Origin of the sequence: Pseudorhodobacter sp. E13, assembly GCF_003991405.1 — a bacterium.
Taxonomy (GTDB): Bacteria; Pseudomonadota; Alphaproteobacteria; order Rhodobacterales; family Rhodobacteraceae; genus Pseudorhodobacter.
In genome coordinates this window covers 1-12,385 of sequence record NZ_RPEN01000126.1, presented here as the reverse complement: position 1 = coordinate 12,385, position 12,385 = coordinate 1, and the positions used below count along the sequence as shown (strand labels likewise).

Annotated in this window: 12 protein-coding genes; 10 read left to right on the top strand and 2 right to left on the bottom strand. The window is 52.7% G+C overall.

Annotation, left to right across the window (positions count from 1 at the left end; genetic code table 11):
• From EGN72_RS00965 to EGN72_RS00940, 6 genes are all read left to right on the top strand, one after another.
• The coding region (locus EGN72_RS00965; protein WP_199743677.1) for a YadA-like family protein at positions 1-731 on the top strand (731 nt) is incomplete at its 5' end.
• A 70-nt stretch (positions 732-801) separates the two neighbouring features.
• Entirely contained in the window at positions 802-1,395 is a 594-nt protein-coding gene (locus EGN72_RS00960; protein WP_127044790.1) for a peptidoglycan-binding protein, read from the top strand.
• A 571-nt stretch (positions 1,396-1,966) separates the two neighbouring features.
• Entirely contained in the window at positions 1,967-2,503 is a 537-nt protein-coding gene (locus EGN72_RS00955; RefSeq protein WP_233586984.1) for a hypothetical protein, read from the top strand.
• On the top strand, positions 2,500-3,684 hold the full coding sequence (locus EGN72_RS00950; protein WP_127044788.1) for a glycosyltransferase family 4 protein: 1,185 nt from the start codon (positions 2,500-2,502) through the stop codon (positions 3,682-3,684). Before EGN72_RS00955 ends, EGN72_RS00950 begins: the two co-directional genes overlap by 4 nt.
• A gap of 161 nt (positions 3,685-3,845) precedes the next feature.
• Positions 3,846-6,020: a tetratricopeptide repeat protein gene (locus tag EGN72_RS00945; RefSeq protein WP_127044787.1), complete on the top strand. Its 2,175-nt coding sequence runs from the start codon at positions 3,846-3,848 to the stop codon at positions 6,018-6,020.
• The gene (locus EGN72_RS00940; protein WP_127044786.1) at positions 6,013-6,360 is read left to right on the top strand and encodes a hypothetical protein; all 348 of its coding nucleotides are present in this window, start codon (positions 6,013-6,015) and stop codon (positions 6,358-6,360) included. The genes EGN72_RS00945 and EGN72_RS00940 overlap by 8 nt, the downstream gene beginning before the upstream one ends.
• Positions 6,361-6,516: 156 nt before the next feature.
• On the opposite strand, the gene EGN72_RS00935 is transcribed toward EGN72_RS00940, so the two are convergent.
• Positions 6,517-7,191: an FkbM family methyltransferase gene (locus tag EGN72_RS00935; RefSeq protein ID WP_127044785.1), complete on the bottom strand. Its 675-nt coding sequence runs from the start codon at positions 7,189-7,191 to the stop codon at positions 6,517-6,519.
• 362 nt (positions 7,192-7,553) lie between these two features.
• Positions 7,554-8,348 (bottom strand): FkbM family methyltransferase, encoded by a 795-nt coding sequence (locus EGN72_RS00930; RefSeq protein ID WP_127044784.1) that lies wholly within the window; start codon positions 8,346-8,348, stop codon positions 7,554-7,556.
• A gap of 228 nt (positions 8,349-8,576) precedes the next feature.
• Here EGN72_RS00930 and EGN72_RS00925 point away from each other — a divergent pair, with 228 nt between their 5' ends.
• From EGN72_RS00925 to EGN72_RS00910, 4 genes are all read left to right on the top strand, one after another.
• Positions 8,577-10,748: a ParB/RepB/Spo0J family partition protein gene (locus tag EGN72_RS00925; RefSeq protein WP_127044783.1), complete on the top strand. Its 2,172-nt coding sequence runs from the start codon at positions 8,577-8,579 to the stop codon at positions 10,746-10,748.
• A gap of 126 nt (positions 10,749-10,874) precedes the next feature.
• Complete coding sequence (locus EGN72_RS00920; RefSeq protein ID WP_127044782.1) at positions 10,875-11,255, top strand: DUF3768 domain-containing protein; 381 nt, start codon at positions 10,875-10,877, stop codon at positions 11,253-11,255.
• Between the two features lie 116 nt (positions 11,256-11,371).
• The gene (locus EGN72_RS00915; RefSeq protein WP_127044781.1) at positions 11,372-11,668 is read left to right on the top strand and encodes a hypothetical protein; all 297 of its coding nucleotides are present in this window, start codon (positions 11,372-11,374) and stop codon (positions 11,666-11,668) included.
• Between the two features lie 79 nt (positions 11,669-11,747).
• Positions 11,748-12,131, top strand: a complete 384-nt coding sequence (locus EGN72_RS00910) for a DUF6878 family protein (RefSeq protein WP_127044780.1) — start codon at positions 11,748-11,750, stop codon at positions 12,129-12,131.
• Positions 12,132-12,385 lie beyond the last annotated feature (254 nt).

Below are 12,385 nucleotides of genomic sequence, written 5' to 3'. Positions count from 1 at the left end.
TGAACTCGACGCTTGCAGTTGCGGGTGACGCGACATTCAACTCGGATGTGGGTATCTCGGGCGACACGACGATGTCGGGTAACCTTGGTGTCTCCGGCAACAGCCTGTTCCAGGGGACTGTCGACATAACTGATGATCTGAACGTCACAATAGGAGACGCATCTGCAACAGGAACTGGACCCTTTACCCAGTTGGACGTCAACGGCTCTGGGATGAATCTCGTTGTCGACGATCGAGCCGGGAATAGCTCGCAGGTCGAAGTAACGGCGACCAGCGTAAGTCTTACCCAAAACGGTTCTGGCTTCAGCAGCTCCGGTGGGACCACTCGCCTTACCGGTACGACATCCACAGTCGTTTCGGGCGGCAGCACTCAAATGGTGCTTTCCGACAGTGGGGTGAACTTCTCTGGAGCTGGGGGCGCACCGGTCCGACTGTCTGGAGTTGCTGACGGCGTGGCACCAACCGATGCGGTCAACGTTCGACAGCTTGGCGCATTGGAAGGAAAACTCAGTGGAGCAATTGCCGGTACGATGGCCATGACCCAACTGCCGACGATCACTGCGAATGAGAGTTTCTCGTTCGGTGTTGCGGTCGGCGGTTATAATGGTCAATCCGCCTTCGCACTCGGTGGGACCGCTCGACTGGACAACAATATGGTTCTCCGCGGTGCAGCTCAATACTCGAAAGAAGGTGGCGTAGGAGCGGCAGTCGGTATTGGTTGGTCTTGGTAATTCAAGCCCAAATACTAAACAGATGTGGCCCACATTAATGTGGGCCACATCATCACGAAAGCTACAATAAATGATCAAGCGTATCATCAAAGCGATCCTCGTTACAGCAGCCATCCCATCAGCGGTTTTTGCACAGGACAATCCTAAACCCACAAACGTAAGAAACGCTGGGTCGTTTTTGTGTTCCGATTATCTGCCCGTAGTAAGCCAGCAGGGACGGCAAGTGGAAAAGACAGCATTCCTGAATTGGGCAGCAGCTTACTCCACCGCAGCTTCAAGATCGAATGGCGTGATTGATATGTTTCCGTTGGGCGACACCTGGGAGCTCTTGAGAACTGTCTCGTTCATTTGTTCCGAAGATGAAGCGCAGACCTTCGAAAAGGCTCTTCAAACTGCTCTCAATCGAATGAGGCCATTTTGGGTGCGGTCAGATACTAGAGTAACAAGTCTGGCTGATCCACAGGGTCGTACCATTTTGTTTTATGCAGAAGCAGTCCGCCCACTTCAGGAAATCCTCAACCAATACGGTGCGGGTTTGACACCTGACGGTGCCTTTGGAAACCAAACAGGCAACGCAATATTGAGGCTCAATCAAGCACGAGGGGCCCAAGCATGGATGACACCGGATGGTGAGTTGCTCTACCAACTCACACGTCCTCAATAGTAGGCTAAAAAGATGCAGTTCTTTACTTCTCAGCCAATCGAGGCAGCAGCCACCGCTACTTTGGTTGCACTCACGTTTCTCAGTTTCGTGAGCTTCTTTTTCTCGATAAGACTCGCATTTCGCAGCTTCATATTCCTGACAATCGTTCTCTCAATGACCCTGATAACATACTGGGTGGAAAGTTATAAGACGGCAAAGCTAAGAGAAAATCTAATTCGTCCTACACTGGATCGTTTCGTTAGAGCTGACATCGAAGATGGACTTACGGTAACGAGTCTGTCATGGAACGGTAAAACACTCACGCATATATACACTGCCGCGCGTCCAGAACTTATTCCAGATCAAGCCACAGCAAAACTACAAACGTGCGCAGGATCCGTTCGTGTAGGGTTGCTGGCCCTAGGTGGAATAATCGAACATCGCTTTGAGGTTGGCGGAATGCCAACAGTCAAGTATAGCTTCACTGTGCGCGGTTGTTTCACAAATGGCTAATCAATGCGGGATTGGCGTTGTCTGTGTATTGGGCAGTTGGGGGTCTGGGTCAACTTCAGTAGCCGGATACTTGTCGCACATGGGTTTAAACTCATGTCCGCCACACCAGCAAACAATAGATCCAAACACTCCAAATTCCTTTGAATCTGAGGAATTTCGTCAGGCCTGTCTGGCTGTGTTTGACGAGAAGACCCTTTCAGAAACCGGTTCAAGGGCCGCATTCGTCGATTGGCTTGGCCAGTGGATACTAGCTAAAGAAAGAGAGACTGCATCTCAAGGGCAATCCGGCATCTGCTTGAAGCACCCGCTTTCAGCCTTCCTCATCGGCGAGATTGCAGAAGTCGCAGATCCCATTTGGATTCTTGTTACACGAAAATTTAGTAACATCGAAAGAACCAGGGAACGGCGTCAGTGGCACCCAACTTTCGGGGCATATGGCGCGCAAAAAATATACTCGCGCGCGATTAGTGATCTTATCTCGGGTGGGCACAGCTTCATCGCAGTCGCCTATGAAGACTTTAGAGCTCATAAAGAAACCAGAGACACTCTAATTGATTTTGCCAAGCTCAGACCCTCGGAGAGTCAATCTCGCCAGGCAGAAAGTTGGGTCAGATGAAGATCGCGTTCATCTCATTTAAAACATTGCTCGACCGAAACAGCGGCGCTGCTCTTGAACTCAGGCAAATTTTGGAGGCGCTATCGCGGCAGGCAGAAAGTGTCAGTTGCTTTAGTTTCAACTGCTACGATAATGGCGATGACTACTGTGCAGATGAGAAAATTGACCCTCGGTTGTCACCGAGCCGAAGTTCTAGCCAACTGTTCCACTACGATAATAATGGTGTCCGGCATTATCTTTTGGTTGCTTCTAGCAAGAATACGATGAATCTTACCAAGAACGACATTGACACCTTCTACAGTCGTGCCCGGAATTTTATCGAGACTGTCCGACCTGACTTCATTATTTTCTTCGGTTCGAACGAGCTCATACCCGTGCTTGATATGGGAAAGAGATGCGGTGCTGAACTTGTTTTCTATGCGGGAACGGCAAGCTACGAACAAGAACGAAAACCTCTGTTTGATCTTGCAGATAAGCTCGTTGTGCCAAGCAAATACATTGCAGAACATTACTTAAGGCGCTTTAATAAAAGTTCAATTCAAATTCCAACTGCAGTCAGGTTTGAGCTGGAAAAACCTAATAATGGTATCCTTAACGCGCGCCGCAAAATAGGTGCAATAACCTTGATTAATCCAGCTCCCGATAAGGGAGGACACTTCTTTTTTAATATCGCTCAAAAATACTCGCACGACAATCGCCTTTTCCTTTGTGTCGAAAGCAGGAGTACTCGGCAGTTCTGGTTGAAGAACAACGTAAATGTTGACGCTATAGCAAATATTGCATGGATGCCGTGGCAACCTGATATCAGGTTGGCTTTGCGTCAGAGTGCATTACTCTTGATGCCATCGCTCATCAATGAAGCCGCTGGAAAGGTAATCGCCGAAGCGATGACCCTTGGAGTGCCCTGTATCGGGTTCGACATTGGTGGGATCAAGGAGCAGATAGGTGGGGGAGGTCTGGTCATCCCATTCGATGACCGGCTGTCTGCGTCGTCTGAAACAGGACTTTACAGCTCAAGATGTGCCGACGAACCAGTAAGCACGTGGACTGAAGCGATCAAGGAGGCCCTTTATAACGAAAAGCACTACAAGGAGATGTCCAAAGCTGCGTCCCTCGAGGCTCGCCGTTACGAGATGAGTGTCGTTGTTGAGCAATGGGCGAACAATGTATTCTTGCGCTAGCGCCGTTAGATGTGCGCAGGGAAGCTACAAGTGAATACGCAAGGGATGCTCCGGGAAAACCTCCGATTTGCGAGGCTTAAAGTAGGCTACACGAGGCTCGCAGTCCGATATAACAACCCGACGACTATGATTTTTCTTTTTCCGACGCGGCGGAGAATCTGATGATTGCATCTACCAAAATAGAGGCAGTGCAAGTAAGTGTGGACGTTGCCCGAACTTGTCTGGAAAAGCTGGTCAAAAATGGCGAAGCTGACACCGCATTGGCCTTGGCCCGGTCTCTAGCTATCAGCGAGGCGGAGCCTGGGTTCTTCTCGAGAACCTTCTATTCTCTCTGTTGGGGGATTTCTGGAGGAGATGTTGAGATTGTTCTGGAGAGGCTCAATCCTTTAGCGAGGGCGTACACGACGGGTAACTATGAATTAGTTAATGAAACTTGCATAGCTATCTTGCGAGAGAACACCAAAGTGGACCAAGCTCGGCTGTATCTTGCACTAAGCAGGGAAAAGGCAGGTGGTTTAGCTTTGGCTGTAACTGAGGCTGCAAAAATTGATGTGAATCGGCTCCTGAGTGGGAGGATGTTGGTAGCTCTTGGAGAACTACTCTTTAGGGGCGGAGAAGTAGATAAGGCACGGATTGCTTTTAGAACTGCAGTTCGAAACGAAACTACGAGCCTTACACTAGCAAACTGGGCGGCGATGTTGCTTGCTGACGGAGCAAAACAACAGGCCTATAAAACGCTGCAATCAGCTATTCACTTGGACCCCAAGAACGAACTGACACTAGGGAACATGTCAGCAGCTTGCTTTGACCTAGGTCGGCTCGATGAAGCTGAAAAATATGCGCGCGAGTTGTTAACGATCAATCCCAATAATCGTAGCGCTCTTATCAATCTAGCTAACACGCTTCTCGCTCGGAAGAAGTGGTCAGACGCTGCCGATCTTTACTCTGCGAGGCTCACCCTCGTCCCTAACTGTGCCGACACCCGCACGAAGCTAGTTTATTGTTTGGCCCAAATGGCTGATTGGACGGCACTCGGTCATCAAATATCCTATCTCTGTAGTCATCGAGAGCAGCTCGAGCAAGCAGCAAGCGCTCCCAATCCTTGGGTCTTGTTGAGTGTCGTTGATGATCCTGAACTCCATCAGATAGCTGCAAGGCGATATGCCGCGAAGTTTAATTCGATTGCACCAATTCCGTTGCATGATAGGGTGCCTAAATCAGATAAGTTGAATGTCGGTTTCTTTTCTGCCGACTTTTACAATCACCCGACCACCCAGCTGATCCTTGGACTACTCAAATGTTTGAGCAGGGAGAAGTTTGCGGTTCATGCATTTTCTTTTAGCCCAAAAACCAGTGACGGATATATGGAAAAGGTTTCCGCTGCGGTTGATGTATTTCATGAGGTCTCAAATCTATCAGTCAAGGATATATCAGAACTTTCGAGACAGAATCGCATTGACGTTGCCATTGACCTAAATGGGGTCACAAAAAATCATAGACTGGGAATCTTTGCCTATAGAGCTGCGCCTTTGCAGCTTCAATATCTTGGCTATCCGGGGACGACAATGTGTTCCCAAATGGATGGCCTGATTGCAGATGATATCGTGATCCCAAAGACGTCTGAGCGCCATTTCTCAGAGAAGATATTTCGTTTGCCCGGGTCTTACCAAATCAATGACCGCTTGTTTGACGCGCCAGTAGAATCGGTCACACGTCAGGAAGTGGGTTTGCCTTCAGAGGGTCAGATATTGGCTTGCTTCAACTCTGTCCACAAGATCAACTCGCAGACTTTCGACCTATGGGTCTCGATAATGCTGCAGGTCCCTGAGGCGTTCCTTTGGTTGTTTTCCGACGAACCAATAGCAAAATCCAATATATCTGAACGAGCGAAGGAGAGAGGTCTGGATCCGGATAGAATTCTCTGGGCAAATCGCGTCCCACGAGCTCAACATCTGGCAAGGCATGCTCATGTATCACTTTGTCTCGATACCTTCCCGTATAATGCCCACACAACCGCAAGCGATGCTCTACGGATGGGGGTTCCCATCATTACTTACCCAGGACTGTCTTTTGCGTCTCGTGTTTGCGCAAGCCTATTGACTGAACTAGACATGAAGGAATTGATTGCAGAAACCACCGGTGACTATGTTGACAAGGCGGTCAAACTTCTTCTGTCTCCACCAAAGCTCAAATCTCTTCGCAAGAAGCTTAGAGAGCGTGTGGACGGAGCCACTTTATTCAACCCGGAGGCCTTCGCAGAGGGGTTTCAAGAAACTCTTCTTCATTCCTGGAATCTCCATCTCGACAAGAATTCGAGGAACGAAAAAAATGACTGATAGTCCCGACTTTTCATCCGTAGGCCGCTACGCCAAGAGCCTCGCTGACGATCTTCTGTTTACTCGGATGGCCGAAGCAATATTCAGTGCCTGCGAAGACATCGGCTTCATAACTCAAGCAGACCTATCACCTGTTCCGCCGACGATGACCGACGAAGAGTTTCGAGTGTTGATAACTGCCGCTCTGAAAGCGCGAGTTCAAGAGATGTTCGATAATCGAAGCTCAGAGGAAATCGAGATTGACGTAAATGCCCAAATAGAATCTGGTTTTGGTAGAATGCTCTTGTATGCGGTCTTTTTGAGCTTTGCGGAACATAATATTTTCTTTGTTAAGAGGTGATCCACTGAAAACTGTGTGCCGGGCGCGGTGCCACCAGATTGTGGCCTGCTCCTTGAGAATTCTGATAATTTACGAGTCGGTGAAATGGCTTTTGCTGTTGCGCCTACTGATTCTTGGGTTGTGCCCCCCCCAGGGCAAACTACCGAAGTTCTCACCCTAGTTCCTTCCATCTCTTCTAAGTGCAGCGTCTTTGACTTCGGCAACAAAAAAGGAGTTGCAAAACCATGCTCCATTCATTTTCTGCCCTGTCATATAAATGTGACGATGATACTCAAAGAGACTGTGCAGCCGATAGCCGAATGGGTGAAGCCAATGGATAAACCGTTCGAGATGAACATGAAACCGATTGTCTAGATTGGTAGTTGTTTCCAATTGTATCACAGATATTGCCCGCCTGGAAAGCAAATCAGAAAAACCCGCCAGCACGTCAAGATCGAAACCTTCGGTATCAATCTTGAGAAAATCTATTATATCAATATTATTCCTTGAGCAATATAAGTCGCCAGTGCTGATTTCCACTTGAACACTTTTGGCTTCATTGGGGTTTAAACTTAACGTGTTATGGGGGCTGTTGTCCTTGCTTATATAGCCTAATGATGGTCGAATTGACAAGGCCATCTGATTAAGCGTCGCATTGGGATAACTTTTCAACCCGCGTTTTAGTTCGTCAAACGCAACCGGAGATGGTTCGAATGCGTGCAGTGCTGCCGAATGAAAATTTTCAAGCAGAGCTTTGCTGACATATCCAATATTTGCACCGACGTCGAAAAAGACTTGTGGCGATCGCGGTTCGATTAGTCTCCGTAGTGCCTGAATTTCCGTATTATCCATACCCTGAATAGCCTTTCATAAATTGCCACTATCTAAGCACCGCCAGTCTATCGATAGGATTCTCGAAATCTGACGGATCAACAATGAGTTTTTGTTCCGATCGACTCTGATGATATGATCGTCCTCCCACGTGTGACCTCGCAGACCCAACTTTGCACATCGATGCCGTCCGAGGCGGTCACATCATCAAAGCCGGCTAGAGGCAAACTATTTATTCTCGAACGGTCGCATCTGGGTTGTGATCATTATTATTTTCAGTCTCGAAGCGACTGAAAATAGGCGCTTGATATACTCTTTTTCAACGTGTCTAGCTCTGTTTGATCTAAGTTTCTTCTTGAAGAAACCTAGTTCTCTTGTGCTGACTAGCGTATCCGCCTAAGCGTCAAAACGCTTTTTTCGTCGCTGACAACGGCTACTTCAGAATGATTCTTGGGATGTTGGAGAATCCACTCGCCGTTTGGCAAGTGGAGTGCACTATAGCCAAGCCTCTGAAAGACCGATAACAGTTCGAGTCTGACATCAGAGAACTTGCTGTCTTGCCAAACTTCCACAAGCATAGGAGGAAAGTTCGAGTGCTCAAGCGTACCCTCGGCCCCTCGTAAGACAGCGCTCTCAAATCCTTCTACGTCCAGTTTCATGAAGCCAATCTTTCCAGGGATATTCATGCTGTCGAGTTTATGGATAGGGACCGTGCCATGAAGGGGCGCAGCTGGTGCAACACTCCAGCCCCGTTTGGCATTGATTTCTGGATTGAGAGAGACAGCGCCATAATTACACGACGTCCCAGACACAGACGTTGGAACCTCTATCATACCATCATAGTCTCCTAATGCGATATTGTGAGCCCGCACATTGCTAAGCTTATTCATTACAATTCCAGAGCAAAGGTGATAAAATATCATTGGCTGCGGTTCAAAGGCGACCACTTCTGCGGCACCGCGCAGTTGAGATCCGATTTTCAGCGCAAATGACCCCAAATTTGCGCCTACGTCTAGAATGATTGGATTTTCTTCACCAGCGAGGAATAACTTTGCAATCCTGCAAATGCCCTCTGCCCAGTCCACGCCTGCAAGCAATTTCTGAGAAATGTAGTCGCCATCTTTAAACGCATGAATACAATAATCGGAAAAGTCGACTGTACAGCTTTCGGGCAACACTTTGTATTTCTCCTGTTGGTTTTGGAGCGAACCTTATCCACCTTCGCAAGATTACTATAATGTGTAAAGCCTTCAGGCCAAGACAAGAAATTTGCAGTGTAGCTGAGCATGCCGAGTTTTTGCTGGAAAGAGAACTCATCAGAAAGCCAGAGAAAGGGAAGCCCGGATGCCGGGCTTGAAAGGATAGAGAGAGGCTCATCCGGGTCCGGCGTGACAAGGACCCTGACCATGACCAAGGCCTCAACTCGCCCGAAACTCGCCACCACCAAGAGGACCGAAGCCGCCGGATCGGCTGCGCCTGACGGTGCCACCGACATCCGGATGATCCCGCTCGACAAATTGGAGCCGAGCCCTCTAAACGTCCGGAAGGTTGCCGCGAGCGCCAGCGATGACGCCGAACTACTCGCCAGCATTCGCGAGACCGGTATCAAGCAGAACCTGGTGGTCCATGCGTTGTCAGAAACACGTTTTGCAGTAGATGCCGGCGGTCGCCGCCTCAAGGCGCTAAAGCAGCTTTCACAGGAAGGTGTCATTTCGGCAAATCACCCTGTACCCTGCCTCGTCGAAGATGAGCGCAACGCCATCCTCACCTCCGCCACCGAAAACCTCCAGCGGGCGGCGATGCACCCGGCGGACCAGTTCGAAGCTTTCGACAAGATGATCGGCGAGGGGCGAAGCGAGGACGAGATCGCGCTGAAATTCGGCGTTTCCGTCGACCTGGTGCGCCGCCGCCTCAAACTCGCCCGTGTCGCGCCGGAGATCATCGAGCAGTTTCGCGCGGGCGATCTGACCCTCGAATGCGTGATGGCCTTCACGCTGACAGACGACCATGATCGCCAACTGGCAGTCTGGAACGCGATGAAGGGCAGCTATCATATCCATCCGCAGAGCATCAAACGCCAGCTGACCGAGACCGCGCATTCAGCCAACTCTGCCCTAGGGCGCTTTGTCGGCATCGAAGCATACGAGGCGGCGGGGGGCATTTTGCTGCGCGATCTCTTCGACGACCGCGCCAGCGCCCATATGGAAAACCCCGAGCTCCTGGAGCGCCTCGCCATCGAGAAGCTGCAGGCTGCGGCGAAAACCTTCGAGGGAACTTGGAAATGGGTCGAGGTGCATCTCTCGGTGGATTACGGCGCGTTTCGCAGTTTCGGGCGGGTCTATCCGCAGGATATCGACCCCGATCCGGACCTGCTTGCCGAGGAAGAGCGTCTCATCGCGCGCGAGGAAGAACTGGCGGCGCAGAATGACGGTGAGGATTGGACTGACGCTGAAACGGAAGAATACTACGCCATTGAGCCGCGCCTGCGTGAGATCGAGGCCCTTCAGCGCGAACGGCAACCCTATGCGGACGAAGATCGCGCTATTGCCGGTGTCGTTCTGACCATCGGTCATGACGGGGCGCTTCGGGTCGAGAAAGGCCTCGTGCGACCGGAGGATATACCGGCCGCGCCCGAGCCCGACGATACCACCAAAAATGCGGATGGCGCCCCCTCCCCTGCCCACCCACACGTGACGCCGCCGACCTCCTCCACGCCGGTGCCGAGCTCCGACCCGGCGGCGACGTTGCGCAAGGCGGACGGGATTTCAGCGAGCCTCGCCGACGATCTGCGCGCCACGCGCCAGCATATCCTGCGGGCGCATCTGGCGGCGGATTTCGAGGTGGCGTTCGACGCGATGCTCTATGCGCTCTGCGAGCAGGCTCTGGGGCGGTCCTACAACAACGAGGCGCTCGATATCTCTATCCGGCCCTTCCAGGCGCAAAACCGCGAGGTGTTGCATGCGGATACCGTGGCCCAGAAGATGCTCGAGGCACTGGAACAGGACCTCGCCACCGACTGGATGAAGCTGGAGAAACCCGAAGACTTCCGGGCGATGTCGGCGCTGCCTGTCGCAGACAAGCAGGCGCTCTTCGCCTGGGCATCAGGTCTGGCGCTCAAACCGCAGCTTTCCTCCGACAATCGCCCCTCCCCGATCATCGAGGAGATTGGCGCGCGTCTTGACGTCGATTTGGCGGCCTGCTGGCGCCCGACCGCGCAGAACTACTGGGGTCGGGTCAACAAGGGCCATGCAGTGGCCACGGCGCGCAAGCTGATCGGCGCGGATTACGCCGAGGATCGCAATCGCGAGCGCAAGGCTGATCTCGCGGCCGCGATGGAGCGGGCTTTCGCGGAAACGGCCGGGCAGACGGAAGGTTTCGACGCCGCCACGGTCGCCAGGACGACACGCTGGCTGCCCGAAGGCATGGTGTTTGCCGGTGCGGCGGACGTCGGTGCCGACATGGTTGGTGATGCGTCGGAGACCGACGAAGGGGACGTGCCCGCCACCGATCCTCTGACCGAGGCGGAGAGCGACGAACCGTCATCCTTGCCCGCCTTCCTCAGTGGGCATGCGGCCTGACGAAGCAAACACCGATCTGATTGCCACATGAGCTTTGGGCCGCCCTCACATCGAGGGCGGCTCTTTCCGGCTGACGGGTTGCCTACAGCCGATATCGGATCGGCTGGCCCGTCCCGGAGATATCCCATGACCACCACACTTGACCTCGATCCTGTCCAGGAAGCCGCACTGATCGCCGCGCAGAACGATGCGTTTCGCCGTTCTATCCTTGGCACTACCTCTGTCGCGGAAGCCCCGCAGGGCCAGTTCGTGATGACCCGCGGCGTCGCGGCGCTTGGGCCCGACTCCCAACTGGAGCTCACCCGCCGCGTTGCCGCGTTCGACGGGTTCAATGCCGACAGCGATCCGCAGGGATGGCACGAGATGGGCGTCGTCGAATTCAATGGCACGACGGTCTGGTTCAAGGTCGATCTGTATGACGTCGACTACACGTACGGCTCGCCCGAGCCCTCTGATCCCAAACAGACGCGCCGGGTCCTGACCCTGCTTCTGCCGTCGGAATACTGACGCCCTCCACCCCCAATCGCCGCCCCGGATCGCCCTTGCGCAAAGGGCGGTCCTATCGGGCTGGCGGGTTCCAAAGGGCGCGATGATCGCGCCTTGCCTGCCGCCGGAGACCAAAGATGGCCAAGACACTCGAGTACCAGATCACCCTTTATCCCGCACATCGCGATGGTGCATTTGTCGTCACCCACTTCCAGATGCTGGGCAGCTACCCCGAAAAACGCATTCAGGCCGCGGGCATGGATGACCTCATCGACCAGGTGACGCAGTACGCGATGGAGCACGGCGAGAGCTGCAGCGCTTCGGTGCGTTGCCTCGCTCCGCGCAAACCGCCGGGGTTCAAGCGCGCGACCGAGAACCTCTATTTCAACCTGGTTGACCGGACGGCTGAAAACCGCGGCACCGCGGCGGCCTGAAGCCCGCCAAAGGAAGCCTCCGGGGCGGCCTGGCTGAACGGTCGCCCTCCCCTTCCCTCAATTCCAAAGGAGCAAAGACATGACACAAGTGAATGATTTCTACGCGCAGATGCTCGAATCCCAGAGGCGTGCTGCCGCACAGCGGGTCGCGACCCGCGCGGCCCTTCTCTCGGAACTGCGCGCCCTCGGCGTGACCCGCATCGAGGTGCAATATGAAGGCTATGGCGATTCCGGTAATGTCGAGGATGTCCTCGTGTCACCCGACACGATCACCTTGACAGAAGAAATGCGCCGCCGGGTCGAAGATTTCGGCTGGGACTTCGCCAATGCGCTCAGCCCCGGGTTCGAGAACAACGAAGGCGGCTATGGCGAACTCACTTGGGCACTCGCGACTGACAAAATCGATGTCAGCCACTCGAACCGTTACATCGAAACCAACACCACCGAACACGAGGGGCTTTGATATGGCACATCCCCTCCATCACGCCGAAAGCTCAGCCCGAAAGTTCGGCGGTGTGCCAGATGACTATCAGTTCGTGCATGACTGGTTCGACTCATCCAAAGAGCACCTAGGTCTCTTTGTTCACAGAGCCCAAAAACATCATACCTTATCCTGACTCTATGGAATCGTCTCATTTCTGAGCATGGTGCGGGTTATGCGGAACCTTGGGATCAAGAGATGAGCCAGCCCCGGCCCGCTCTCCATCAAAAGGGCCG

Coding starts and splice junctions, on each gene's coding strand:
- EGN72_RS00960 (WP_127044790.1), top strand. CDS start 802: ATGATCAAGCGTATCATCAAAGCGATCCTCGTTACAGCAGCCATCCCA.
- EGN72_RS00945 (WP_127044787.1), top strand. CDS start 3,846: ATGATTGCATCTACCAAAATAGAGGCAGTGCAAGTAAGTGTGGACGTT.
- EGN72_RS00940 (WP_127044786.1), top strand. CDS start 6,013: ATGACTGATAGTCCCGACTTTTCATCCGTAGGCCGCTACGCCAAGAGC.
- EGN72_RS00920 (WP_127044782.1), top strand. CDS start 10,875: ATGACCACCACACTTGACCTCGATCCTGTCCAGGAAGCCGCACTGATC.
- EGN72_RS00910 (WP_127044780.1), top strand. CDS start 11,748: ATGACACAAGTGAATGATTTCTACGCGCAGATGCTCGAATCCCAGAGG.
- EGN72_RS00935 (WP_127044785.1), bottom strand. CDS start 7,191: ATGGATAATACGGAAATTCAGGCACTACGGAGACTAATCGAACCGCGA.
- EGN72_RS00925 (WP_127044783.1), top strand. CDS start 8,577: ATGACCAAGGCCTCAACTCGCCCGAAACTCGCCACCACCAAGAGGACC.
- EGN72_RS00950 (WP_127044788.1), top strand. CDS start 2,500: ATGAAGATCGCGTTCATCTCATTTAAAACATTGCTCGACCGAAACAGC.
- EGN72_RS00955 (WP_233586984.1), top strand. CDS start 1,967: ATGGGTTTAAACTCATGTCCGCCACACCAGCAAACAATAGATCCAAAC.
- EGN72_RS00915 (WP_127044781.1), top strand. CDS start 11,372: ATGGCCAAGACACTCGAGTACCAGATCACCCTTTATCCCGCACATCGC.